Source organism: Streptomyces sp. NBC_00259 (assembly GCF_036181745.1).
Lineage (GTDB): Bacteria > Actinomycetota > Actinomycetes > Streptomycetales > Streptomycetaceae > Streptomyces > Streptomyces pratisoli.
Map to the genome: position 1 here is coordinate 153,722 of NZ_CP108080.1, position 22,870 is coordinate 176,591.

General features: G+C 71.1%; 25 protein-coding genes. 10 read left to right on the plus strand and 15 right to left on the minus strand.

Annotated elements, in window-relative coordinates; genetic code table 11:
- Positions 1-159 precede the first annotated feature (159 nt).
- Together OG766_RS00810 and OG766_RS00815 are read right to left on the minus strand one after the other, a co-directional pair.
- Positions 160-1,677 (minus strand): MFS transporter, encoded by a 1,518-nt coding sequence (locus OG766_RS00810; protein ID WP_423246992.1) that lies wholly within the window; start codon positions 1,675-1,677, stop codon positions 160-162.
- Between the two features lie 247 nt (positions 1,678-1,924).
- The gene (locus OG766_RS00815; protein ID WP_443045436.1) at positions 1,925-2,206 is read right to left on the minus strand and encodes a hypothetical protein; all 282 of its coding nucleotides are present in this window, start codon (positions 2,204-2,206) and stop codon (positions 1,925-1,927) included.
- A 441-nt stretch (positions 2,207-2,647) separates the two neighbouring features.
- Between OG766_RS00815 and OG766_RS00820 the strand changes: the two genes are divergently transcribed.
- Entirely contained in the window at positions 2,648-3,073 is a 426-nt protein-coding gene (locus tag OG766_RS00820) for an ester cyclase (protein WP_266377822.1), read from the plus strand.
- A 293-nt stretch (positions 3,074-3,366) separates the two neighbouring features.
- Positions 3,367-3,630, plus strand: a complete 264-nt coding sequence (locus OG766_RS00825) for a hypothetical protein (protein ID WP_266377820.1) — start codon at positions 3,367-3,369, stop codon at positions 3,628-3,630.
- Between the two features lie 166 nt (positions 3,631-3,796).
- On the opposite strand, the gene OG766_RS00830 is transcribed toward OG766_RS00825, so the two are convergent.
- Together OG766_RS00830 and OG766_RS00835 are read right to left on the minus strand one after the other, a co-directional pair.
- Positions 3,797-4,147, minus strand: coding sequence for a hypothetical protein (locus OG766_RS00830; RefSeq protein ID WP_266377817.1), 351 nt, complete (start codon positions 4,145-4,147; stop codon positions 3,797-3,799).
- Positions 4,148-4,446: 299 nt separating this feature from the next.
- Positions 4,447-4,878 carry a hypothetical protein gene (locus OG766_RS00835; protein ID WP_266377814.1) on the minus strand — a complete coding sequence of 144 codons (432 nt, stop codon included), beginning with the start codon at positions 4,876-4,878 and terminating at the stop codon, positions 4,447-4,449.
- A gap of 345 nt (positions 4,879-5,223) precedes the next feature.
- On the opposite strand from OG766_RS00835, the gene OG766_RS00840 reads away from it, so the two are divergent.
- From OG766_RS00840 to OG766_RS00855, 4 genes are all read left to right on the plus strand, one after another.
- On the plus strand, positions 5,224-5,616 hold the full coding sequence (locus tag OG766_RS00840) for a VOC family protein (RefSeq protein WP_266377811.1): 393 nt from the start codon (positions 5,224-5,226) through the stop codon (positions 5,614-5,616).
- A 265-nt stretch (positions 5,617-5,881) separates the two neighbouring features.
- Positions 5,882-7,033 (plus strand): tetratricopeptide repeat protein, encoded by a 1,152-nt coding sequence (locus OG766_RS00845; protein WP_328724270.1) that lies wholly within the window; start codon positions 5,882-5,884, stop codon positions 7,031-7,033.
- A 59-nt stretch (positions 7,034-7,092) separates the two neighbouring features.
- A complete protein-coding gene (locus tag OG766_RS00850) occupies positions 7,093-8,139 on the plus strand; it encodes a polyprenyl synthetase family protein (protein WP_266377805.1) in 1,047 nt (348 codons plus the stop codon).
- 425 nt (positions 8,140-8,564) lie between these two features.
- Positions 8,565-9,317, plus strand: a complete 753-nt coding sequence (locus OG766_RS00855) for an SDR family NAD(P)-dependent oxidoreductase (RefSeq protein WP_266377802.1) — start codon at positions 8,565-8,567, stop codon at positions 9,315-9,317.
- A gap of 30 nt (positions 9,318-9,347) precedes the next feature.
- On the opposite strand, the gene OG766_RS00860 is transcribed toward OG766_RS00855, so the two are convergent.
- The 3 genes from OG766_RS00860 to OG766_RS00870 all read right to left on the minus strand — a co-directional run bounded on the left by OG766_RS00860 (position 9,348) and on the right by OG766_RS00870 (position 10,867).
- Positions 9,348-9,752 (minus strand): nuclear transport factor 2 family protein, encoded by a 405-nt coding sequence (locus OG766_RS00860; protein ID WP_328724271.1) that lies wholly within the window; start codon positions 9,750-9,752, stop codon positions 9,348-9,350.
- Between the two features lie 79 nt (positions 9,753-9,831).
- The gene (locus tag OG766_RS00865) at positions 9,832-10,317 is read right to left on the minus strand and encodes a DoxX family protein (protein ID WP_328724272.1); all 486 of its coding nucleotides are present in this window, start codon (positions 10,315-10,317) and stop codon (positions 9,832-9,834) included.
- Between the two features lie 160 nt (positions 10,318-10,477).
- Positions 10,478-10,867: a VOC family protein gene (locus OG766_RS00870; protein ID WP_328724273.1), complete on the minus strand. Its 390-nt coding sequence runs from the start codon at positions 10,865-10,867 to the stop codon at positions 10,478-10,480.
- A gap of 104 nt (positions 10,868-10,971) precedes the next feature.
- Here OG766_RS00870 and OG766_RS00875 point away from each other — a divergent pair, with 104 nt between their 5' ends.
- Entirely contained in the window at positions 10,972-12,039 is a 1,068-nt protein-coding gene (locus OG766_RS00875; RefSeq protein WP_328724274.1) for an Lrp/AsnC family transcriptional regulator, read from the plus strand.
- A gap of 139 nt (positions 12,040-12,178) precedes the next feature.
- Here OG766_RS00875 and OG766_RS00880 read toward each other — a convergent pair whose 3' ends face one another.
- Together OG766_RS00880 and OG766_RS00885 are read right to left on the minus strand one after the other, a co-directional pair.
- On the minus strand, positions 12,179-13,969 hold the full coding sequence (locus OG766_RS00880) for an ATP-binding cassette domain-containing protein (protein ID WP_423247158.1): 1,791 nt from the start codon (positions 13,967-13,969) through the stop codon (positions 12,179-12,181).
- A gap of 170 nt (positions 13,970-14,139) precedes the next feature.
- Positions 14,140-15,033, minus strand: coding sequence for a phosphotransferase enzyme family protein (locus OG766_RS00885; RefSeq protein ID WP_328724276.1), 894 nt, complete (start codon positions 15,031-15,033; stop codon positions 14,140-14,142).
- Positions 15,034-15,950: 917 nt separating this feature from the next.
- On the opposite strand from OG766_RS00885, the gene OG766_RS00890 reads away from it, so the two are divergent.
- Together OG766_RS00890 and OG766_RS00895 are read left to right on the plus strand one after the other, a co-directional pair.
- On the plus strand, positions 15,951-16,868 hold the full coding sequence (locus tag OG766_RS00890) for an aminoglycoside phosphotransferase family protein (RefSeq protein WP_328724277.1): 918 nt from the start codon (positions 15,951-15,953) through the stop codon (positions 16,866-16,868).
- A 336-nt stretch (positions 16,869-17,204) separates the two neighbouring features.
- The gene (locus tag OG766_RS00895; RefSeq protein ID WP_328724278.1) at positions 17,205-18,044 is read left to right on the plus strand and encodes an enoyl-CoA hydratase/isomerase family protein; all 840 of its coding nucleotides are present in this window, start codon (positions 17,205-17,207) and stop codon (positions 18,042-18,044) included.
- Positions 18,045-18,158: 114 nt separating this feature from the next.
- On the opposite strand, the gene OG766_RS00900 is transcribed toward OG766_RS00895, so the two are convergent.
- The 3 genes from OG766_RS00900 to OG766_RS00910 all read right to left on the minus strand — a co-directional run bounded on the left by OG766_RS00900 (position 18,159) and on the right by OG766_RS00910 (position 19,178).
- On the minus strand, positions 18,159-18,401 hold the full coding sequence (locus OG766_RS00900; protein ID WP_266377777.1) for a DUF6480 family protein: 243 nt from the start codon (positions 18,399-18,401) through the stop codon (positions 18,159-18,161).
- A 192-nt stretch (positions 18,402-18,593) separates the two neighbouring features.
- Positions 18,594-18,815: a hypothetical protein gene (locus OG766_RS00905; RefSeq protein WP_266377774.1), complete on the minus strand. Its 222-nt coding sequence runs from the start codon at positions 18,813-18,815 to the stop codon at positions 18,594-18,596.
- A 174-nt stretch (positions 18,816-18,989) separates the two neighbouring features.
- On the minus strand, positions 18,990-19,178 hold the full coding sequence (locus tag OG766_RS00910; protein ID WP_266377771.1) for a DUF6381 family protein: 189 nt from the start codon (positions 19,176-19,178) through the stop codon (positions 18,990-18,992).
- Between the two features lie 665 nt (positions 19,179-19,843).
- Here OG766_RS00910 and OG766_RS00915 point away from each other — a divergent pair.
- The gene (locus OG766_RS00915) at positions 19,844-20,059 is read left to right on the plus strand and encodes a hypothetical protein (RefSeq protein ID WP_385480918.1); all 216 of its coding nucleotides are present in this window, start codon (positions 19,844-19,846) and stop codon (positions 20,057-20,059) included.
- A gap of 76 nt (positions 20,060-20,135) precedes the next feature.
- Here the strand turns inward: OG766_RS00915 and OG766_RS00920 are convergent, their stop codons facing one another.
- From OG766_RS00920 to OG766_RS00930, 3 genes are all read right to left on the minus strand, one after another.
- Entirely contained in the window at positions 20,136-21,326 is a 1,191-nt protein-coding gene (locus OG766_RS00920) for a thiolase family protein (protein WP_328724279.1), read from the minus strand.
- Between the two features lie 100 nt (positions 21,327-21,426).
- Positions 21,427-22,071, minus strand: a complete 645-nt coding sequence (locus OG766_RS00925) for a CoA transferase subunit B (RefSeq protein WP_266377761.1) — start codon at positions 22,069-22,071, stop codon at positions 21,427-21,429.
- Positions 22,071-22,856, minus strand: a complete 786-nt coding sequence (locus OG766_RS00930) for a CoA transferase subunit A (protein WP_266377758.1) — start codon at positions 22,854-22,856, stop codon at positions 22,071-22,073. The genes OG766_RS00925 and OG766_RS00930 overlap by 1 nt, the downstream gene beginning before the upstream one ends.
- Positions 22,857-22,870 lie beyond the last annotated feature (14 nt).

A 22,870-nucleotide genomic window follows, 5' to 3' on the forward strand; every position in this document is an offset into this window, starting at 1 on the left:
GAACTAGTCGGCTGAACCAGTTGGCTGAATGAGTGGCGGAATTAGTTGCTTATCCCAAAGCAACTCTCCTGCGCCGCATCCCCAACTTCGCGGCTTCCCAACTTCGTCGCGGCCGCGAATGGAGCGCGCAGCACGGCCATGGCCAGACCGAGACAGATCTCAGCCTTGGGCCGCGTGGGTGTGACTGTGCGCGGTCTCCGGCGGACAGGGCGCGATCGCGACGGCGGAACGGGCGTCACGGCGCCAGTCCATCGCGGCAATGGCGAGCGACGCCGCGATGGCGACCAATGCGACCGCGATGGCTGCCGCCACCGCGGCCCGGAAGTCGTGGCTGGTGGAGTTCAGGACCAGGTAATAGACGCCGGGCAAGGCCGCCGTACCCACGGCCCCTCCCAGCCGTTGTCCCGTCTGCAGAACGCCACCGGCCGCCCCGGCCATGTGCACGGGGACGCATCGCAGCGTCATCGTCACGTTGGGTGAGATGACGAAGCCGCTGCCGATCCCTCCCACCAGGAGGGCCGGCGCAGCCGCCCATGCCGCGATCTCAGTGGGGGCGAAGCGCAGGAGCAACGCTGCCGCGCCCAGTCCGACGATCACCGCGATCAGGCCGCACACCGTCAGCACCCGCCCCAGGCGGTCCACGAGACGTCCCGCCACGACGGCCGCTCCCGCCGACCCGACCGCGAACGGGGTCACCGCCAGGCCCGACTGCAGGGGCGTGAAGCCCAGGCCGACCTGGAAGAACAACGCGAACACCAGCCATACGCCGCTGAAGCCGATGAAGTACAAGGTGGCCACCGCGGCGCCGGTGGCGTACCCACGGGTCCGGGTGAAGAGCGACGGGTCGAGCAAGGGCTCCGACCCTCGGCCGACGACACGCCGCTCCCAGACCGCGAACCCGGCCAGTACGACCGCCCCGACCGGGAACAGCCACCAGAGGCGAGCGATGCCGCCGGAGGCCGCCTGCACCAGCGGAAACATGACGGCCAGCATGCCGGCGCCGAGCAGCAGCACGCCGGGCACGTCGAGGTGTCCCCTGCGGCCGGGGCGCACGCGCGGCAGCAGACGGCGGCCGAGGAGCACGGCGGCCACCCCGATGGGCAGGTTGACGTAGAAGATCCACCGCCATCCCTGCGGCCCGGTGGCCAGGGCCAGGATCAGACCACCGGTGATGGGGCCGACCGCGCTCGAAATCCCGACGGTGGCGCCGAAGAACCCGAACGCGCGGCCGCGCTCCGCCCCGGTGAACAGCTGCTGGATCAGCGCGGAGTTCTGGGGCGCCAGGCAGCCCGCCGCCAGCCCTTGGGCGAGGCGGGCCACCGCGAGCAGCATGACGGTCGGAGCCGCCCCTGCTGCGGCGCTGCAGATCACGAAGCCGCTGAGCGCCAGGAGGAAGACGCGGCGCCGCCCGATCGCGTCGCCGAGCCGCCCGGCCAGCACGAGTGCCAGCGCGAATGTCAGGGCGTAGCCGGAGACCACCCACTGCACCTCGGCGGGCGAGGCGTGCAGGTCACGCTGCATCGAGGGCAGGGCGACAGCCACGATGGTCACGTCCAGCAGGATCATGAACCCTGCCACGAGGGTGACCCATAGAGCCTGCCACCTACGAGGGTCCGCCTCTCCCGAGCGTGCGTCCGTGGCCGGCGTGCGTCCGCCCGGCCGCGAGGACGAAGTCACGAGTGGCTCCTTTCGGCGGTACGTACTCAGTGTGAGCGAGTACCGCCTGCCTCACATCGCCTCACCATGGGCATCGAGCGCCTTATGTCCCTCGTCGCCGATCCCTGGAGGCTCGGTCAAAGGTCCGGGCGACTGCGTTCGGGACGGGCTGCCCCGGCGTCGGTCATTCCCTTCAGCTGTCGAGCGCCGCCGGCGCCGGCGTGGTCGGCTCGGCCGTAGAGCGCCGCCGGCGCCACCGTCGTCGTCTTCAGCCGTAGAGCGCCGCCAGGGCCATCGTCGCCGCCGCGATCCGCTCCCGCAGCTCAGGCGGGCTCACCACCTCCACCTGCGCGCCCAGGCGCAGCAGCTCGCCCTCCGCATGCGTGAGGCTCTCGATCAGCATGAGGGCGCGGCGCCAGCCACCGGGATGCTCCTCCTCCCCCGCCTCGACGGCGTCGATCACCGCCGGTACCCCGATCTCCCGCAGCCGCTTGGTGCCTGCCGGGGAGATCCGGATCCCCGCGCGCCCCTGCCAGAGCGATTCCTGCAACTGCGCCCTGTGCGCTCGCCAGCACGTTGTCGGGTCGAAGTCCGCGGGCGGCACGAACTCCTCGTCGAGCGGCCGCAGGTGAGGGTCCGCTGCGTCTGGTCGGAGATCACGGAGACCGCCGCCACTGGGAGCAGGCGTTCTCCGTGGACGAGGGGCGCACCTGGCTCACCGGAGGAAGCGTCCGCCTCGGACCGCACCCGCTTCTGGCCCGGGGAAGCCGGCGCCTGCCAGTAGGCCCCACGAGGGTTCCCAGCATGGACCGCGCTGTTCTGCTGCCGCTGCTTGACCTTGCCGCGACGGCAGGGTTTCTACTGAGGCATGCGATCCCGAGCAGGCATCGCGTCGCCGGGCTCACCCGCAGGGTGGCTCGCCGCTGTCGGTGCGATGCCCTGCTCTCGTTGGCCGTTCACCGCTCGATCTCCCGAGGAGAAGGACCCCTCCATGAACATGACCCCTGAGAAGAACCTGGCTCTGATGCACGCCGCGTACAAGACGCTGCAGAGCGGCGATCTCGACGCGACCGCGGAGTTGGTGACGGAGGAGTTCATCGCCAACGTCCCCGGAATTCCGGACGCACTGCACGGGCGGGAGGTGTGGAGGCTGGGGGCGCAGGCCATGCTCGAGGCCTTCCCTGACCTGCAGATCCAGGTCGAGGACATGTTCAGCGTCGACGACAAGGTGGCGGTGCGCGTCCACTTCCAGGGCACACACCAGGGCACCTTCCAGGGGATCCAGGCGACGCAGCGGCCTGTGAGCTTCCGCAGCATCGAGCTCTACCGCCTGGAAGGCGACAAGATCGCCGAGGAGTGGGTTGCTCCGGACATGACGAGCCTCATGCAGCAGATCTCACCCGACTCGGGCCACTGAGCGCCTGGGCCTCCCGTCGAGGAGCCGGAATCGGAGCCAGAGCCGGAGCCGGAGTCGGCTACCTCGCGGGAGGCTGGGGCGGGAAGCCGGGCAAGGCGCGCCGAGCCCGGGCAGGTGATCGTTCGGATCGCAGCGCGCAAACTATCCTCCACCAGGATTGAGGACGGCGGGTGAGCCGTGGACCTGGAGCGCATCGAACGGGAGCTGTACGGGCTGCCGCCTGAGGAGTTCATCGACGCCCGACCAGTACGTGGTACTCCCAGCCCTCCGCGCGCTGCTACAGGAGGCTCACCATGAAGCCCGAACAAGAACTGCCCTCCACCGGCCATGCCGAGGTACGTGTCGTCGCCGCAACACCCGAGGTCGCCCGCCGCGTGGCGGAGGTGCTTCGCCGCTGCTTCGCCGCGACCGAACAGCGCAGTTACCCTGCCGGCACCGAGGGCGGGACCCGTCTCGATCTCACGGTGGACACCACACAACCCGCGGGACCAGCGCGGTCCTGGCTGGCAACGAGTGGCCCGTCCTTCGACGAGCACCCCCAGTCGGACGACGCCTGAGCACGTCGCCGGTCAGCGGCCTGGATGCCCATGGCCTCCTCTTCCGTGGGCAGCTGCGGGAACAGGTGTGGAGTCTGTGACTGAATCTGCCCCCGGTGTGATGGGTCGTCGAGCGCCCTGGTCACTCGGGTGGACCGGCTGCGGCACGGCGAGCTGCGCCCCGCGCCTACTGCATGAACTCCGGTTGCTCGTAAGGCATCCACCAGCTGTTCAGCCCCCACACCCCGAGCGCGACCGCCGCGACCGCTGCCACCGCCGCGAGCCAGGGGCGCCGCAACCACCGTACGGTGAGCGCCCAGACGACGAGCGGGACCAGCGCACCGCCGAGGGGGACGAGCGGGAGATCGATGTAGAGGACGCTCAGGTCCCGGTGCCGGCCCTCGAAGCCGCCGTGGATGCTGGACCGTGCCAACGGGGCCCACGTAAGCGCCGCGGTTACGGCGCCCGCGAGCGCGAGGCAGCAGCCGGCGCATCCGATGGTGTCCCGGCCCGGCCCACCCTTGATCTCGTCGCTCATGCCCAAGGGGGACGCCTCGCCTCGACCCCCGGTTCCGCTGCCGCACCGACCTGGCTCGTACAGCCACAGCGCGGCGCTCGCGGACTGGGCGTGGAAGGGGCGTGACGTAGTACTCGGCCGGTCGTTGAACCACACGGTCAAGCGAAGTACACAGACCCCGGGCCGCCATCGCCCGGGGTCTCGTGCTGTCTTGACGGCCCAGACCCAGAGGTGATGTGAGGCAGCATCCCTGCCTCATTGCTTCAACTCCCGAGTGCTCAGGGCTGGCTCAGGCTGGTGGATGCGCAGGCCGTCCCGCCTCAGGTGCCGCTCGCTGCGGAGACCGCGCCACCTCGCTTGCGCACCAAGGCCCCCCTCACGTTCCATGCTCCGACGAGGAGGCAGACCAGACCGGTGGCTCCCGGGTAGAGCCAAACACCGGCCTCGTTGTCAACGGCCACGGTCGCCGACGGCCCGTCGACCGTGACGGGCACCGGTCCGGCCGGCTTCGCGTCGAAGGTGGTCTCGACGTCCAGCCTCTCGATCCGGAAGGAGCGGTCGTCGGCCTCGAAGGATCCCGCGCACAGCACACCGTCGTCGCCGCGCTTCGACTCCGAGACCTCGCACCGCTCGGCACGGAACTGGCCGGGCACCCCCGTGATCCGGGTCTCCAGTCGCAACAGACCGGCACCGAGCAGAAAGACTCCGGCGCCCAGAGCCACCACCGTGGTCAGCACCCGTCTCACACCCATTGCAGCCATTCTCATCCCCCCATATTCCCCACTTTGCGATCATCGAACGGCGCAGCATAGCGCCCCCTACCGGGCTCGCCGGCGGGCACCCCGCCTTCGAAGGACCGGCACCGACGGCAGAGTCACCCTGCTCCTCCCCCGCACCTGTCGGTGGACGACAAGTCGGCCGCGCGCACTGAGAGTTGTTTCTCAACCTCGATCCTCGGGATTGCGCGTCTCCGGGTCCTGAGCGAACGCGCAGGTTGCACACTGACCGCGTCGCGCGAACGTGAGCCCTCGCCGTCGAACACTGCGATTAGTGTGTGGCCCTTGGCGCACCCGCCAACGTGACCGGGAGGTCCTGCCATGAGCAGTAAGTTCACCGAGCTTGCGATCGACTGTGCCGATCCCATCCGTCTCGCCCGGTTCTGGTGCTCGGTCCTTGACTACGAGGTGCAGGACGAGGACGAGGACGACGGAGTTGTCTCGATCGGCCCCCCTGCGGGGTCTGAAGGCAAGGACCGCCTCGGCCCGGTGCCACCGACGTTGACCTTCGCGCGCGTGCCCGAGGGCAAGACCGTCAAGAACAGGCTCCACCTCGACGTCAACCCGACCGACAGGGAGCAGGACGAAGAGGTCCGTCGCCTGCTCGACCTGGGTGCTCGCCGCATCGACGTCGGCCAAGGAGACGAGAGCTGGGTCGTCCTTGCCGACCCGGAGGGAAACGAGTTCTGCGTCCTTGCGGCCCGCCGCCCCTGACCGGAGGACGCACACCGCGCCAGATCGGCCTGTCCAACCAACTACTCGAGTACCTGACTACCTGACTACCTGCGGGCGCCTGCCTTCGGGCACACACGCCTGCCCGGAACCCCGGCCGCCGTACGCCTCGTTGACGACTCTCGCGCGGTGGCCGTAGCACTCGAGGATGACCCGGCACCCGTACGGAGACGGATATCACGGCTCATACGGAACCTCCGCGTCCCGTCGGCATCTTGATCACCAAGTCGACCGGAGGAGAGTTTTGATGGCCAGTCAGGTGAGCGAGGCGAAGCGGGCGAAGGCTTCCGCGCCGGAGTACCAGGGGGCTCTCGGCTCGCTGTCGGTGAATGCCTCCCTGCCCGAGGTGCTCGCCCGGGGCGTCGAGGAGCTGCAGGCTGCGGAACAGGCCGGTGACCGGCGGGAGATGGCGCGCTGCGGGCTGGCCGTGGCGGAGGCGTACCGGAGGCTGGGGCGGATCGAGGAGGCCGACCGGGCGTGGAAGGCGAGCTACCGGGCGGCGCGTTCCGACGGCCACGAGGGCGCGATGGCGTGGGCCCTGTGGAGCGGGGGGACGCTGGCCCGGCAGCGGGGGGCGTTCGCTCTGGCCTACCGCTTGCTGGGGCTGGCGGCCGAGATGGGCGAGCGGGGAGGTGACGTCGTCGTCCGGGGCTATTCGCTGGCGGGGCTCGCCGAGACGGGGCGGATACAGGGCGACTACGAGGCCGTGGGGAGACTGCACGAGCAGCTGCTGGCCGAGGCCCGCCGGCGTGGTGAGGCGCGGCACACGGTGTGGGCGCTGGAGGGCATCGCGCAGATGCACCGCAACACCGGTGCCTATGACGAGGCGCTGGCACTGTTCGAGGAGGCGGCGGAGACGGCGCTGCGCGCCGATGACCGGCGCGGGTGGGCCTGGGCGCTGCGGGGCATCGCGGATGTGGTGTCCGTACGCGACGGGCAGGTGGAGCGTGCTCTGTCGCTGCTGTCGCAGGCCGAGGAGGCCTGCCGGGAGATGCGGTTGTCGAGCGCGCTCGCCTACAACCACAAGATGCGGGGCAACGTGCTGTACCGGGCGGGTCGGTACGCAGAGGCCCGGGAGCTGTATGCGCGGGCGCTGGAGGAGTTCCGCGAGATGGAGGAGCCGCGGGGGACGGCGCTGTCGCGGCTCGGGCTGGCCAAGGCGCGTGCCCGGCTGGGCCGGGAGGCCGCTCGCAGCGCGGCCGAGCTGGCGGAGCTGCGCTCGATCCTGGACGGCATCGGGCTGCGGCACGCCCGGGAGATGGTGGACAAGGCCGCGGCCGAGCTGGGTGTGGGGCCGCTGCCGGACGGGGGCGGGGACGTGCCGGGAGGCGGGGGGCCTGTGCTGCCTGCGAGCGGGGCGCAGGCGCTGCGGGCGGCCCGTGTGGAGGGGCTGCGGTGAATTCCTCTCTGTCGTGGGTGTGCTCCCCCGTCCGGTCGGCGGACGCTGGTGCGGCGAGTGTGCCGTACGGTCACGGCGTCGCGGTGGGCGGTGTGCTGAAGCGCTCGCGTGAACTCGTGCGCCCGGCCCTGGTCGAGGCGGTGGGGCGGCTGCATCCCTGGACCGGTGAGATGGCCGCGTACGCGCTGGGCTGGAGCGACGCAAGCGGGACACCGGGCCGGGGCGGCTCCGAGGGCAAGGGTGTGCGGCAGGCGCTCGCCGTGCTGGGGGCCGAGGCGGTGGGCGCGGACGGCGGCGTGGCCGTAGCTGGAGCGGTGGCGGTGGAGCTGGTGCACACGTTCTCCCTGATGCACGACGACATCATGGACGGTGACGGTCTGCGGCGGCAGCGCCCGGCGGTGTGGAAGGCCTACGGGACGGGTCCGGCCGTCCTGGCCGGGGACGCGATCCACGCCCTCGCCGTGCAGTGTCTGGCCGAGGCACCGGGGCCGTTCACGGGCGACGCGGTCCGGCGGTTGTGCGGGACATTGAACGCGCTCGTGTCCGGGCAGGCGGAGGACCTGCGGTTCGAGCGGCATCCGTGGAGCGGGACCGGCGCGGTGGGGCCGGATCAGTACCGGTCGATGGCGGAAGACAAGACCGGGGCCCTGCTGGGCTGCGCGATCGCGCTCGGTGCGACGCTGGGCGGTGCGCCGTCCGCAACCGTGGCGGTGCTGGAGCGGGCCGGGCGGCAACTGGGCGTGGCCTTCCAGGTGGTGGACGACCTGCTGGGCATCTGGGGTGATCCGGCGGTGACCGGCAAGCCCGTCCACGGCGATCTGCGGCTGCGCAAGAAGACCTACCCGGTGCTTGCGGCGCTCGCCGGGACCGGGGCCGCTGCGCGGGAGCTGGCGGTACTGCTGGACTCGCCCGAGCCGTTCGACAGCGCGACGGCCACGCGTGCCGCCGCACTGGTGGAGGAGGCGGGCGGGCGGGCCGCGACCCGTGAAGAGGCGCGTCGGCATCTGGACGCCGCACGCCACGGTCTGCGGGAGGTGCCGCTCGCGCCGGGTGCGGCCGCTGATCTGGACGCGTTGTTCGCCTACCTGCTCGACCGAAGTTGGTGAAGCAGTCCTGCCGGCCGGGCGTCGGGGTACGTACTGCGGGCCGATGACCGGGTCGGCCCGGGTCATCCTCACGCGCCCGGCGCCCCGGGCCGCCACGCAGCCGGACGGCCGGCCGCGCGGTGATCCCATCGGTCTGGAACCCGCCTGCGTACGCGTGGCGCCGGACCTGGTACGCCGGCGTCCTGCAAGCCGTGCGGGACCAGCCGGCGGGGCGGCGGCCGTCGCCGACGGGGTGGTTCGTCCGAGGCGCCGGGCCCCGTGTACGGCGAGCCGGGCGCCAGGGCGGCTGCCGCCGTCGCAGGCGTATCGGAGCAAGCCCTTTCCGCGGAAAGCAGACGGAACGGCTGCCCAGAGCCGCGCCTGGCGGCCATGCGTCCTCGTCGTGGCCGCCGGATAATTGTCGTGGGCCGAGCGCGGAGGTGGGCATGGGACAGCTCGACGGAAAGACGGCAGTGGTTACGGGCGCGACCAGCGGGATCGGGCGGGCCTCTGCAGTACGTCTCGCGGCCGAGGGAGCCCATGTGTTCGTCACCGGCCGCCGGGAGGCGGAGCTGGACGACGTGGTGGCGGAGATCGGCGAGGCACAGGCGACAGGGGTGCGCGGCGATGTCGCCGTGCTCGCCGACCTTGACCGGTTGTTCGACGCGGTGAGAGAGCAGCAGCGCCGTGTCGACATTCTGTTCGCCAATGCCGGAGGGGGCGGGTTCGCGCGCCTGGAGGACGTCACGGAGGAGCACTTCGACGGCACGTTCGGCGCGAACGTGAAGGGCCTGCTCTTCACGGTGCAGAAGGCACTGCCTCTGCTCAACGACGGTGCTTCGGTCATTCTGACGGGTTCGACGGCCGGCAGCGGCGGTGGCGAGGCATTCGGCGTCTACAGCGCCTCCAAGGCCGCTGTGCGCTCCCTTGCCCGGACCTGGGCCAATGAGCTCAAGAGACGCGGGATCCGCGTGAACACCCTGAGTCCGGGGCCGATCGACACCCCTGGACTGACCGGTCTTGCCCCGGACGAGGAGCGGGCGCGGGGCCTCAAGGACTCGCTCGTCGCCGGTGTGCCGCTCGGTCGGATGGGGCGACCCGAGGAGGTCGCGGACGCGGTCCTCTTCCTCGCGTCCGACCAGAGTTCCTTCATCACCGGGGTCGAACTCTTCGTCGACGGCGGCCAGATGCAGGTGTGACCGGACCGGCCACGCGGTGTACGAGGCTCCTCATGCCTGGTCCAAGGTTCGAGGTCCCGGAACCCTCCCGGAACCCTGCTCCACACCGAGAGGTGCCGAGTCCGAGGGCATCGCGCGCGGACCGGACTCCGCCGGGCGGCGGAGGGCGGTTCCCAGCCCGCGCGTCCATGTGGCCGTATGCCTGTCAGGTCCGCCCTTGAACGCCTGTTGCGCCAGCAGGGTGTGCTCGAAGAGGTGCATCCTCACGAGCTTGTCTCCGCCGACCCGCAGATGCATGGCCACCGGCATGGTGAACGTCCGGCCGGTGCTCCTCACCCGGCGGAAGAACGAGCCGAGCACGACCGCGTCCGGGCCGTCGAACACCACCTGCTCGACATCGTCGACGTTGTCCTCGACGACGATGTGTGCCCACAGACCGCGCAGGTACTGGACCACCTCGGTGCCCTTGGTGCGCCGGTCCGTTTCACCGGTCGTCGAGTCATCCGCCTTGTCACGGCTACGGTCACGGCGACGGTCACGGCGGCGGGGAGCTGAGCGAGGGTTCCGCAGACGTCCCCGCAACCGCCCGGCCATGGCGGACCAGCACGGTGACGGTGGCGGCGAGGAAGACGGCCTGCGTGGCCGTCCGGGGGCCGAGCTCGTCCCACCAGGGCACGTCGCCGCCGGCGGCGTACACGTTGGCGGGGAACATCACGACCAGCATCGCGCTGAGCACGGCGGCCGAGCCCCGGGCGGTCCGCGACCACAGCAGCCCGAGCGCGCAGGCGAGTTCGGCGATGCCGGTCAGTGTGACGAGCAGGCCCGGGGCCGGCAGGGCCGGCGGCACCATGGCGACGAGTTCCTCGCGCATCCCGACGAAGTGCGCTCCCCCGGTGAGTGTGAACATGGCCGCCAGGCCGCCCCGCAGGGCGGCGGTCGGCCGACGGAGCCGTACTGCCCCGAACGCCCCGGCGAGCAGCAGCAGGCCTGTGACGGCGACGAGTGTGACAAGCGGTTCCATGTCGGGACCTTCCTGTCGTGACGGATGCCGTCACGGTTCTCTCGGGAATGCGGGGGTGGCCGACCGGCAGCTCCCCTGCGGCTGCCGGTCGACAGATGCCGTCACACATCTCGTGGGAATGCGGGGGCCGGCCGACCGGCCGCTCCCCGATGCGTGCCGGTCAGGCGGAGTCGCCGGCCACGGCCGCGGCCGATCTGCGGACGATGTCCGGGTCGATGCACTGGATCTGCACGACGACCCCGTCCGGGTCGGTGACGCGGATGCTGCGGCCGAAGTTCTCCTCGACGAGCTCGTACGGGTAGCCGTTGTGTTCGAGCCGCTGCGCGACCTCCTCGAGAGGCTCGTCCGTCGCGAAGCCCAGTTCGGTCGCGCCGGGTGGGCGACCCTGCGAGACGGCGGCGGCGTGGACGCCGACGGCGCCCGCGGCGGCGGTCAGCCGGACCCAGACGGCCGCGCCGGGCTCCTGCAGGACGGCGAGCCCCAGCCCTGCGTAGAAGTCGCGGGACGCCTCGACGTCGGCCACATACCTGATGGGAAGCACGGTCAACATGGTCTGCCTTTCTGCGGTGGTCGCCGCCAGCGTCCTGCCCGGTGCTCCCCTGCGCGCGATAGAGTCGCCGGGATGGACGCGATCAGACGTTCGGAGGGGATCCGGTGACGCAATCCGTCACGCTCGACGCGCTGGACCGTCGTCTGATCCATGCCCTCCAGATCGACGGGCGCGCCTCGTTCAGCAGGATCGCCACCGTGCTCGGCGCCCCGGAGCGCACCGTCGCACGCCGCTACCACCGACTGCGGTCGGCCCTGGTGATCCGGGTGGTCGGGCTCGTCGACAGCCGGCGGATCGGCATGCTCGACTGGTTCGTCCGTATCGACTGCACGCCGGATGCCACCGACGCGCTGACCACCGCCCTCGCACAGCGGGACGACACGTCGTGGATCGCCCCGCTCGCCGGGGGAACGCGGCTGACCTGCATGGTCCGCACCCCGGGCGCGGGGGCGGACGGCGGACGACCGCTCTTCGACCACCTGCTCAGGACCCCGGGAGTACGAGACGTCGAGGCGGGCTGCGTCCTGCGCCCGGTCGCCGGGGTCGGCGGCTGGGCAGGCCGGACGAGCGCGCTGGACGCGTCCGAGCAGGCGGCCCTCCTCGGCCCCACGCCGGAGTCACCGGACGGCCCGGAAGTCCTCGCCGAGGCGCCTGGATGGGGCGAGGCGGAGGCGCGACTGACGGGCGAACTGGCCCTGGACGGCCGGGCGGACGTGGCAGAGCTTGCCGCCGTCACCGGGTGGTCGGCCTCGACCGTACGCCGCCACATCGCCGGGCTGCGAGCCGCCGGGGTGCTGCACTTCGAGGTGGACGTGAGCCCGTCCCACTTCGGCTTCCCGGTGGAGGCGCTGCTGTGGCTGGAGGTGTCGCCGGCCGCGCTGGGCGGTGTGACGGAGGCGCTGTCACAGCACGCCGCAGTCGCCTTCGCCGCCGTCACGACAGGCCGGACATCGGTCTTCGCGATGGTCCAGTGCCGTGACACCGACGCACTGTACGACTACCTGGCCGGCGAGTTGGCCGCACTGCCGGGCATCGGCCGGATGGAGACCGCCCTTGTCCAGCGCCGCGCCAAGCGGGCGGGGCCGCTCCTCCTGCCGTCGGCGGCGGAGCGCGCTCAACGATTCCCACCACGACCGACCGCCTACCGAGTCAGCCGCATGAGGACGTCCTGATCCCGTGGCTCTGACTCGGTCCGCACCCCGGCGCGAGCGGGGGGAGAACGACAGCGGCGGGGCGGCGGCTGGGCGCGGCCCCGCCGCTGTCGGGTGGTCGAGGTCGGTCAGGCGGTCGTGGTCACTCGGGTGGTCGAGGTCAGCGGTCCTGGGCCAGCGCGTAGAGCTCGGCGAGGAGACTGCCTTCGGTCTGGACGAGGGAGTCGAAGGTGCCTTCCTCGCGGATGCGCCCTTGGTCGAGGACGATGACGCGGTCGGCCATGCGGACGTTGTCCAGGCGGTGGGTCACCACGACGGTGATCCGGTCCGGGGCCATCGTGTGCAGTTCGCGGAAGATCTGGTGCTCTCCGCGGGCGTCCATCTCGCTCGTGGGTTCGTCCAGGACGAGGACGGCCGGTCGGCGGTACATCGCGCGAGCGCAGGCGAGCCTCTGCCACTGCCCGCCGGACAGTTCCTGGCCGCCCCATACCGAGCGGGCGAGCAACGTGTCGAGGCCGTCGGGGAGTTCGCGCAGATGGTCCGCCATGCCCACGCGACCGGCCGCGTCCCAGACAGGTGCGTCCTCATGGCTGTGGGGCTGGCCGAGGGTGATGTTCTCCCGGGCGGCCAGGGGCCAGTGTCCGTTCTTCTGCGGGACGAGGCCGACGTGCTGCCAGACCGCCTCGGCGTCCGCAGTGGCGAGGTCGGTGTCGTCCCAGTACACGGCGCCCTCCGTCGGGAGCGTCAGCCCGGTGAGCATGCGGATCAGGGTGGACTTGCCGGCGCCGTTCTCCCCCACCAGGGCAACGACCTCCCCACGGCTGAAGGTGAGCGAGACCGGATGCAGTGCCGGTGTGTCCTTGCCGGCGTAGGTGAACCCGGCTGCCTCGAAGCGAATCTGCTTCGGGGTCCTTGGCCGCGCGCTCCCGCGCGAGGCGGTCATCGAGCCGACCTCCGCGATGAAGTCGAAGTAGTCACTGAGATACAGGCCGTGGTGGAACATGACGGCGCCGTACCGGACGATGGAGTTCAGGGCGCGGCCGGCGGTCTGGGAGGCGACGATCGCGGTGCCGGCGATCGCTGTGGTCATGGTGCCGGCCAGGACGAGCGCGGCCAGGGACGCCCACATACCCAAGGTGAACAGGCCTGCGAGGGATGCTGCCAGAAGGGTCACCCAGAGGTAGGGGCGGGCGCCCTCGAGCTCGCGGCCTTCGACGCGGTCACACATCGTCCGGTACCAGAAGTGGAGGTATCCGCGCATGGTGTTGGCGCGCAGCTCGTCGGCGAGTTCCGCGGTGGTCAGCCACCAGCGCATCATGCCGCGCACATTGCGTGCGGAGATGGTGCGGTCGTGGACCCGGTAGTCGATCCGCGCGGCGACCACACCGCCCAATCCGCGGGGGACGACCGACAGCAGCAGCACCCCCAGCAGGAGCGGATGCAGTGACGTGAGCACCGTCGCGGCGGAGACCAGCTGGACGAACCCGTTGGTCAGGGTCTTCGCGTCGTCGGCGAGGTCGACCGCGCGCATCGCCCCGATCTCGGCTGCCTGGCTGCGGTCGGTGAAGCCGGGTGTGTCGTACGCGGACAGCTCGGCGCGCATGTGGAGGTCGACGAGGGCGAGGTCCGCCGTGGAGGCGATCTTCGGGTTCAGCCGACGGGTGGCCCAGTCCGCGAGGATCCACGTGCCGGAGCCGGCGGCAAGGGCGACGACGGCGACGGCGAGTGCCGGCCACGCCTGGGCAAGTCCCGCTCGGGGATCGTGTGTTGTCAGCAGCGGCAGCGCCTCGGCGACCGCGGTGAGCATCACGGCGGTGCCGAGGCCGGAGAGCAGTTGGCACACCAGGATGGTGATCGCCATGCGCCGGTCCACGGACCAGGCCAGCCGCGCCGTCTGCGCGAGTGCCCGCGGGATCCTCCGAGCCATCTCCGCCAGCGAGGCGTTGTCCATGGCCCTGCGGTGCTTGCGCCCGTTGTAGTCGAGCTCGGGCGGGGCGGTCGGCTGCGGCTGAGGTTGCGGTTGCGGTAGCGGCTGCCCTGTCCGTGCGGCGGGGACGGACGGCCTCTCGCCGAGGCCGTGCGCCGCGTCCACGACGGGCGCGGTCTTGTCGTGCGGCGACGTCATGCGAGCACCCCCGCCATGAGCCGGTCCAGGGTGCGGCGTCCGCGCGACGCCGTGACATCGGGGTCGTCGTGCGCCTGGCCCGGGACCAGAGCGCTCACGGCGTCGAGCGCCGCCAGAGCTTTCAGCGCGCACTGCTCCTCGGGGACAAGGTCGCGGCCGTAACCCTGGAGGCACGCGGCCCGCAGGTCGGGGCGATCCGGCCATACGTCGCAGCTCATCCGGACGAAGTCGTGCGCCACGGTTGCGAAGCGGGCCCGCTCGAAGTCGATCCACCCGGCCTGCGCCAGGGGCTGGGACCATAGGAGGTTCCGCGGCCGGGCGTCCCCGTGGATGAACGCGAGCGGCAGTGGCGGAAGGCTGTGCAGCTGCTCGGCCAGGTCGCGGACCAGCCTGCGCTCCTCGGGCGTCAGCCGGTCGCCGGCCAGCCGCAGGTGCCTGTCGGCGCCGTCGGCCCCGGCCCGCAGCGCCCGTTCGGCCTCGGTACGACGGACGCCCGACAGGTCACCGGCGGCGTGGAGCCGGGCCAGCAGCACACCGCCTTGTCGGTGCGCACGGGCTTCCTCGGCCGGCGTCACCGTCGCCTCTCGCAGCGGGCGGCCCGGAACGGCGGTGAGCAGCAGGGCCAGGTGCTCGGCGCTCGAGGCCCGCAGCTGCGGCGCGCGGTCGGCTCCGAGCGCGGGAACCGCGTGGCGCAGGGCGAAGGTCTCCCGTTCGTACATCAGCGGCTGCGGCGAGACCTTGAGGTAGAAGCGGGCACCGCCGGGGCGGACGAGCTCCCAGACACGGGAGTTCCGGCGGGCGTGCGAGACGTCCCTGATGGACGGGCGGGCGCCGAGCTCCTTGCAGACCCAGGCGAGCAGCGCCGGTGCGGCCACGGTCGAGTCGGTCATGCGCCCCACCTCGATGACGGTCGTGATGCGGAGGCGAACAGGGCACGACGGGCGTCAACCGGACGCCGGAACGCGGTGGGCGCAGTGGCCTGCGCAGGAGGATTCTCGAACGCAGGGCGAAGGCTGGTGAGTACGCACACGGGATTCACGGAAATCTCCTCTGTGATGGGGAACCGCTGGAGCACCCCGGACAACGTCCCTGATCACGGGACCGATACGGGCCGTACCGGGCGACGGCTCGAATCGAAGTTCGACGCCGAGCGGGTGGGGCAAGTGCTGTCGGCCTGAGCGCTCGGCACCTGCCCGTTCGATTCACTCGTCAAGGGGACAGCGGTGAGGTCGTAGCCCCAACGGGGGATTGCGCAACTGTGTCGACTGCACCGGTCTCCTTCGCGGAAGTGTGGACGTGGACTGCGGACGGCACCCTCCTGCACGCCACTGACAATCAGCGGGGCTCGGGGCTGTGATCCGGACAATCCGAGTGCGCAGTGCGGCGGCGGGCAAACTCCGGTACGGCGGCCCTCACAGCCTGGGCGGCAGTCGGAAGAAAGGTTTCTTGAACCGCGCTGCGGAACCCCGGAGTTGGGCGCCGGTTGAGCGCTGAGAGAGATGGCTTGAACTGGTCAGAACCACTGTCCGACTGGCCGCCGAACGGGGTGGCGAGGCCGTGGACGGGCACGTCGGCGGCTAGCATCACCACCTTCGTCGCCGGGCTGCCGTGCGGGTGGCCGGGCTCCCGTGCGGGTGTTGCCGCGCGATCCGTGCCGTACCGCGGCACCGCGGTCACCTCTGACACGTTCCGGGCCCCGAGGAGGAGGCCCTGCTCAAGCCGCTCTCGGACCGCACCCGAGCCGGGGAAGGACCGAGGAAGGAACAGGAAAGAACCGGCGGGGCGTGCCTGACTACCGTTGCTCCGCATGACCGACACCGAGTTCGAGATCACCGCAGAGCTGGTCCAGGACCTGCTGCGCGACCAGCACCCCGACCTGGCCGATCGGCCTGTGAGACTCGGCGCGCGGGGCTGGGACAACCAGATGTGGCGGCTCGGCGACGATCTCGCCGTCCGGCTGCCCTGGGCGACACAGGCCGCGGACGCACTGCTGCGCAAGGAGCACGCCTGGCTGCCTGTTCTCGCCCCGCGTCTTCCCCTTCAGGTCCCCGTCCCGCAGCGCCTCGGCGATCCTTCCGAGCGGTTTCCGCGGCCGTGGATCGTCACCACCTGGGTACCGGGCACGCCCGCCGACCACGCCCCTGCCACTGACGCCGTGGAGGCAGCCGACACCTTGGCCGCCTTCCTGACCGCTCTCCATCAACCTGCCCCGGACGGGGCGCCGATGGGCGGTGACCGTGGCGGGCCGCTGGGCGACCGCGCCGAACAGTTCGCCCAACAGCTCGCCTCGGCCACCGAACTGGGGCTGGTCCCCGACCCGGACGCTGTCCGCGCCGTCTGGGACGACGCCGCCGCCGCGCCCGAGTGGACGGGCCCGCCACTGTGGCTCCACGGCGACCTGCATCCGGCCAACCTCGTCACCACGGACGGCACCTTCTGCGGCGTGATCGACTTTGGCGACCTCTGCGCGGGCGATCCCGCCTGCGACCTCTCCGCCGCCTGGCTGCTGCTGCCGGACGGCGCCGCCGACCGCTTCCACGACGCCTGTCAGCCGACCCCGGACCGCGCGACCCTGCGCCGGGCTCGTGGCTGGGCGGTGATGCGCGCCCTCACCGGCATCCTCATCGGAGACGCCGGCATCCACGGACGCCCCGGAGGCAAGCCCACCTGGGGGCCGCCGGCACACACCGCGCTGAGCCGCCTCGTCGCAACGGCCCGCCGCTGATCAGCCGAAGCCGCGTACGGGCGCACTGCAGCTCAGCGACACGGAGCGTAATCATGCGTTCGCCCTGGCAGGCCCCACACGGCAGCGGCCGCGCGCGGCAGCGACGCAGCGCGCCCGCGCCGGGCTGTGGGGCTGTGTGAGTGGGTGTTCGAGGCGAGACTGGAAGGGATGTCCGCGCCGGATCGGGTCGAGGCCACTCCCTGATCGTCTACAGCGGCTGGAAGGAGATCGCCACGTCGGTCGCGCCGCGGCTCGACGAGCACCTGCTCTGACAGCCGGGATTGCCACCAGGCGTGATCGCCACCAGGCCGTGATTCACGCCGAGAGGAAGGGAAGATGACCGCCTCGTACGAAACCATCAGCACCAGGCTGGACGGCAACGTCCTGTCCGCCACCTTCAACGCCCCGCCGATCAACCTCATCGGCCCCGAGGTCGTACGCGATCTGGTCGGACTGATCGAGGAGCTTTCCCGACCGGGGACCGCGCGGGTGGTGGTGTTCGACAGCGCCGATCCCGACTTCTTCTTTCCGCACGTCGACCTGACCAAAGTGGCGGAATACACCGCTGAGGCCGCGAAAGCCGGAGGTCCGGGCGATGACTCCCTGGGGATGCTGTTCCGCAGGTTCAGCGAGATTCCGGCCGTCACCATCGCCAAGCTGCGCGGCCGCGCACGGGGGGCGGGCAGTGAGTTCCTCCTCGCCTGCGACATGCGCTTCGCCTCCCGGGAGAACGCTGTCCTGAGCCAGCCCGAGGTCGGCATCGGCACCCCGCCCGGCGCGGGAGCGATCCAGCACCTCACCCGCCTGCTGGGCCGAGGGCGCGCGCTCGAAGCCGTACTGACGTCGGCCGACTTCGACGCCGATCTCGCCGAACGCTACGGATGGATCAACCGCGCGGTGCCCGACGCCGAGCTGGACGCGTTCGTGGCCGGCATCGCCGCGCGTATCGGGGACTTCCCCCGCGATGCACTGATCGCGGCCAAAGCGTCCGTCAACGCCATCAGCCTGCCAACTCCGGCCGCCGTACGCGCGGATGCCGCTCTGTTCCAGCAACTCGTCCGGAGTGAGACAGCGCAGCAACGCACGGCAGAGCTCTTCGAGCGGGGCTTCCAGACCCGTGGCCGCACCGAACTCGACCTCGGTGACGCGCTGGGCGACTTGAAGGCCGTCGACTGACACGGATGACGAAACCCGTGCATCCGGCCGTGGCCGACACACGCCGTCCGCGCGATGCCGGTGCCGGTGCCGGTGCCGGTGCCAGTGCCAGTGCCAGTGCCAGTGCCAGTGCCGTCAGAGGATCAGTACGAGCGCGTAGGCCAGGAAGAACGCCGCGACCAGCAGGACAACCACGGAGATGGCCGCCAGCGGGCCTTTGGCCCAGCCTCGCGTAGGGGGCTGGTACGGGTCGGACCGGGAGGACGTGCTCGACTCGGCCGGCGGGGTCTCGCCGGGAGTCACCAACCCACCGCGGTCCACGCCCGGCGTCACTCGGGGGTCGGGGTCGGGATTGCTCTGGGGATGGTTCTCAGCCATACCGGACAAATGCCCGATTTGACCTGATCTAACGCTTGCACCCGGCGCCGATTCCGGAGGACTGCCCCCGCGCCTGCCCGCCAACCGCCACTCACGGAATGCGTCGCGTTGCGCACAGTCCGTACGGCCCAGCCCTTCCATCGGCGGGTTGCAGCGGACGAACTCCCTCACCAGAGGCACACAGAACTCCGGTCACGGAGGCGACCCACCCCACGCGTCGGGGCCGCCGCCCCGCCACTCGATCAGCGCCGGATCGTCGACTGCGGTATCGGCTTCCGGCAGGCCCGCGCGACGTATGAATTCCAGCACGTCGAACAGGTGATACGCGGTGCCGACCTCTTCACCGTGAATCGTCACCCGTCGGCCGCCGCTGGGCGCCAGGGGATGAACGATCACGGGCGGATTCTCTGCCACAACCTCAGCTTCCGTCCGGACGTGTCCCGATGCATCCGGACAGGCTCCACCCGAGGCACCGGGAACCAACCCGCCAGGCCGGCGACGCCGCTCAAGGAAGCGGCTTCGGTCCCGGCGGGCGGCTCCTCTCGCCTACATCACGAGGGAGCCGCCGGCCGGTCGACGCAGGGGCCTCTACTTCATCGGGTCCAGGCCCGGCCCCGTCCCGCCTGCCTTCTTGATCTGCTCTTCCATCCGGCGGGCCTTCTCCTGCAGCTTCTGGCGCTCCTGCGGGTCGGTGGCCCGCTCCGCCGCGTCCTTCAACTCCTGCGCCTTGGCACGCATCTGTCGCGCACGGTCGCCACCTTCACCTGCAACGCTCATGATCACTCCTCGGATCTGTTCGGAGAGCGGGCTTCATCAGCGAAGCAGCACGCCATCAGCCCGGCATCTCGAACGGTCACCCGGTGCTATTCCGGCAGATGGGCGCCTCACCCGTTCGGCCAGCAGAGTGTCAGTCGTCGGCGATCGGAGGCGCCAGGCTTGCGCCATGCAGGACGTGTTCCTGGCTTCGACTCATCCGTCGCCGACGACCTGGGCGCCCTGGGTCGCCGTCTGTCTGGCGGGGTCGATCACCGAACTCGCGAGGACGGTCGTCGACCACGGCTTCGGAACGATGAATCTTGAGCCGGTGGGGCTGAATGGGAGCTCAGGCGAGGAAGCCACTTGTCACCCACTCGCCTGCCGCAGATGGTTCATGGTCCGGCACTCTTCGAGGTGACGAGCCATTCCAGGTCGACCATCGGCCGGAATCGGTCACGGTGTGGGTCAACGGCAACTGCTTCCACCTCAGCGACGCGGAGGGGAACGCCATCGACTCGGCCGACTGGCATTGCCCTGCTCAGGGGCCCGCCTCCTGACTTGGTGGGTTCCGGAGTCGCGCCTGTCGCTGAGTTCTGCAACTACCAGCACGCGATCGGCCAACTTGCAGCGCCGCACGTCGAGATCGAGCATCTGCGGCGTGTCGTTAGACTCTCGCGGTGGACACCATGAAGTGCACGCAGTGCGGCACCACCGGTCTGGAACCAGGGTTCGTCGAAGACGCCGGCGAGCACTCCCGGGGCTATGCCCGATGGATCGCCGGACCCCTTGAGCGCGGCATACTCGGTGGCGCCAAACGGATGGGGCGGCCTCGCTGGCAGATCGACGCCTACCGCTGCCCGAAGTGCGGCCATTTGGAGCTTTTCGCCCGGCAGCCGGTCTGAGCACCCAGCCCGTACCCGCACCCGTACCCCTGAGCGGACCGGGGCGACGTCGCCCCGGCAACGGCCGGGGCGCGACTCAGCGTTCCAGGATCAGGGCCATGCCCTGGCCGACGCCGATGCAGAGTGCGGCCAGGCCCGTGCCCGAGCCCGCTTCTGCGAGTTGGTGGGCGACCGCTCCGGTGATGCGGGCACCGGAGGCGCCGAGGGGGTGGCCGAGGGCGACGGCGCCGCCCCTCGGGTTGAGGAGGCCGGGGTCGAGTTCGGGAAGGGCCGCGAGGCAGCCCAGCGCCTGGGCGGCGTAGGCCTCGTTGAGTTCGATGGTGTGCAGGTCGCCGAAGTCGCGCCCGGCCTTCGCGAGGGCCTTGCGGATGGCTTCCACCGGGCCGAGGCCGAAGTACTGCGGCTCGATGCCGGTGACGGCGTTGGCACGGATCCGGGCCAGCGGCTCACGGCCGATCTCGGCCAGCCCGGCCTCGTCGGCCAGCAGCAGTGCCGCCGCACCGTCGTTGAGGGGTGAGGCGTTGCCGGCCGTGACCGTACCGCCCGCGCGGAAGACGGGCTTGAGACGGGCCAGCGCCGCCAGGGAGGTGTCGTCCCGGATGCCCTCGTCCCGGGGAAGGTCCACACCCTCGACGGGAACCACCTCGGCGTCGTATGCACCGTTCTTCCAGGCCCGGGCCGCCTTCTCGTGACTGGCGAGCGCGAAGGCGTCCTGGGCCTCACGGGTGATGCCGTACTTGTCGGCGATCAGCTCGGCGGTCTCGCCGAGCGGGATGGTCCACTCCTCGGGCATGCGCGGGTTGACCATCCGCCAGCCGAGGGTGGTGGAGTACAGCTGCTGGTTGCCGACGGGGAAGGCACGCTCCGGTTTCGGCAGGACCCAGGGGGCGCGGCTCATGGACTCCACCCCGCCGGCCACGGCGATCGACGCGTCGCCGAGCGCCACGGCGCGGGCCGCCTGGACGACGGCCTCCAGCCCCGAGCCGCACAGCCGGTTGACCGCGGATCCGGGCACCGTGACGGGCAGTCCGGCCAGCAGGACGGCCATGCGGGCGACGTCGCGGTTCTCCTCCCCCGCTCCATTGGCGTTCCCGAACAGCACGTCGCCGATGAGGGCCGGGTCCAGGGCGGGGCTGCGGTCGAGCAGCTTGCGCAGAACGCCGGCGGCGAGATCGTCGGGGCGCACGGCGGACAGGGCACCGCCGTATCGGCCGATCGGGGTGCGGACGGCGTCGACGACGTAGACGTCCCGCAGGCGCTCGTTCATCGGGACTCCTTCTGGTGGCGAGGAACAGCTGGGCGAAGTGATCCCGCCGGCCCGGGGCTGTCCGGGACCCGGCCGGCGGGTACAAGGGGCCGACCCGAGGTCAGCCGACGGGGGCCGGAACGTGGACCGGCGCGGCGGTACGGGCGACGATCTCGTCCGTGGTCACGCCGGGAGCGGTCTCGACGAGGACGAGACCGTCCTCGGTGACGTCCAGGACGCCGAGGTCGGTGATGACACGGTCGACGCACGCCCGGCCGGTCAGTGGCAGGGTGCATTCGGCAACGAGCTTCGGGCTGCCGTCCTTGGCGCAGTGGTCCATGACGACGATCACCCGCCGGGCTCCGTGGATGAGGTCCATCGCACCGCCCATGCCCTTCACCATCTTGCCGGGGATCATCCAGTTGGCGAGATCCCCGGCGGCGGAGACCTGCATGGCCCCCAGAATCGCGGCGTCGATGTGACCGCCCCGGATCATCCCGAAGGACAGTGACGAATCGAAGAAGCTCGCGCCCGGCAGTACCGTGACCGTCTCCTTGCCCGCGTTGATCAGGTCGGGGTCGACGTCGTGCTCGTCGGGATACGGGCCGACGCCGAGGATGCCGTTCTCCGACTGGAGCACCACGTGGATGCCTTCGGCCATGTGCTGGGGCACCAGCGTCGGCAGGCCGATGCCGAGGTTGACGTAGTCGCCGTCCTGGATCTCGGCCGCCGCGCGGGCAGCCATCTCGTCCCTGGTCCACGGCATCAGTGCCGCACCGCCTCTCGTGCCGGAGGCGCGGAGACCGTGCGCCGTTCGATCTGCTTGTCCGCGGCCTGCTCCGGCGTCAGTTCCACCACACGCTGGACGAAGACGCCTGGGAGGTGGACCTCGTCCGGGTCCAGTTCGCCGGGCTCGACCAGCTGCTCCACTTCGGCGATCGTGACGCGGCCGGCCATCGCCGCGAGCGGGTTGAAGTTGCGGGCCGACCGGTGGAAGACGAGGTTGCCGTGGCGATCGCCCTTGGCGGCCCGGACGAGGGCGAAGTCGGTGGTGATGCCGTGTTCGAGCACGTAGTGCCGGCCGTCGAACTCGCGGACCTCCTTGGGCGGTGAGGCGACGGCCACGCTGTCTCCCCCGGGGGCGTAGCGCCAGGGCAGTCCGCCGTCGGCGACCTGGGTGCCGACGCCGGCGGGCGTGAAGAAGGCGGGGATGCCGCAGCCGCCGGCCCGCAGGCGTTCGGCGAGCGTGCCCTGAGGTGTCAGCTCGACCAGCAGTTCGCCGGAGAGGTACTGGCGGGCGAACTCCTTGTTGTCACCGACGTAGGAGCCGGTGACGCGGGCGATGCGCCCCGCGGCGAGGAGGATCCCGAGGCCGCCGCCGTCGACACCGCAGTTGTTGGACACCACGCTGAGCTCGCTCGCGCCGGTCGCGTACAGCGCCTGGATCAGCACATTGGGGACGCCGCTGAGGCCGAAGCCGCCCACGGCGAGCGACACTCCGTCCTCGACGCCCGCCAGCGCCGCCTCGGCGCCGGCCACCACCTTGTCCATGTGCACCGCACTCC

What these genes read in the sequence shown, in the direction of transcription:
- OG766_RS00885 (WP_328724276.1), bottom strand. Translation starts at nt 15,033, where the DNA reads ATGACCGACTCGACCGTGGCCGCACCGGCGCTGCTCGCCTGGGTCTGC.
- OG766_RS00855 (WP_266377802.1), top strand. Translation starts at nt 8,565, where the DNA reads ATGGGACAGCTCGACGGAAAGACGGCAGTGGTTACGGGCGCGACCAGC.
- OG766_RS00920 (WP_328724279.1), bottom strand. Translation starts at nt 21,326, where the DNA reads ATGAACGAGCGCCTGCGGGACGTCTACGTCGTCGACGCCGTCCGCACC.
- OG766_RS00840 (WP_266377811.1), top strand. Translation starts at nt 5,224, where the DNA reads ATGAGCAGTAAGTTCACCGAGCTTGCGATCGACTGTGCCGATCCCATC.
- OG766_RS00890 (WP_328724277.1), top strand. Translation starts at nt 15,951, where the DNA reads ATGACCGACACCGAGTTCGAGATCACCGCAGAGCTGGTCCAGGACCTG.
- OG766_RS00925 (WP_266377761.1), bottom strand. Translation starts at nt 22,071, where the DNA reads ATGCCGTGGACCAGGGACGAGATGGCTGCCCGCGCGGCGGCCGAGATC.
- OG766_RS00915 (WP_385480918.1), top strand. Translation starts at nt 19,844, where the DNA reads ATGAAGTGCACGCAGTGCGGCACCACCGGTCTGGAACCAGGGTTCGTC.
- OG766_RS00930 (WP_266377758.1), bottom strand. Translation starts at nt 22,856, where the DNA reads ATGGACAAGGTGGTGGCCGGCGCCGAGGCGGCGCTGGCGGGCGTCGAG.
- OG766_RS00820 (WP_266377822.1), top strand. Translation starts at nt 2,648, where the DNA reads ATGAACATGACCCCTGAGAAGAACCTGGCTCTGATGCACGCCGCGTAC.
- OG766_RS00895 (WP_328724278.1), top strand. Translation starts at nt 17,205, where the DNA reads ATGACCGCCTCGTACGAAACCATCAGCACCAGGCTGGACGGCAACGTC.
- OG766_RS00870 (WP_328724273.1), bottom strand. Translation starts at nt 10,867, where the DNA reads ATGTTGACCGTGCTTCCCATCAGGTATGTGGCCGACGTCGAGGCGTCC.
- OG766_RS00900 (WP_266377777.1), bottom strand. Translation starts at nt 18,401, where the DNA reads ATGGCTGAGAACCATCCCCAGAGCAATCCCGACCCCGACCCCCGAGTG.
- OG766_RS00880 (WP_423247158.1), bottom strand. Translation starts at nt 13,969, where the DNA reads ATGGACAACGCCTCGCTGGCGGAGATGGCTCGGAGGATCCCGCGGGCA.
- OG766_RS00910 (WP_266377771.1), bottom strand. Translation starts at nt 19,178, where the DNA reads ATGAGCGTTGCAGGTGAAGGTGGCGACCGTGCGCGACAGATGCGTGCC.
- OG766_RS00835 (WP_266377814.1), bottom strand. Translation starts at nt 4,878, where the DNA reads ATGGGTGTGAGACGGGTGCTGACCACGGTGGTGGCTCTGGGCGCCGGA.
- OG766_RS00830 (WP_266377817.1), bottom strand. Translation starts at nt 4,147, where the DNA reads ATGAGCGACGAGATCAAGGGTGGGCCGGGCCGGGACACCATCGGATGC.
- OG766_RS00845 (WP_328724270.1), top strand. Translation starts at nt 5,882, where the DNA reads ATGGCCAGTCAGGTGAGCGAGGCGAAGCGGGCGAAGGCTTCCGCGCCG.
- OG766_RS00825 (WP_266377820.1), top strand. Translation starts at nt 3,367, where the DNA reads ATGAAGCCCGAACAAGAACTGCCCTCCACCGGCCATGCCGAGGTACGT.
- OG766_RS00865 (WP_328724272.1), bottom strand. Translation starts at nt 10,317, where the DNA reads ATGGAACCGCTTGTCACACTCGTCGCCGTCACAGGCCTGCTGCTGCTC.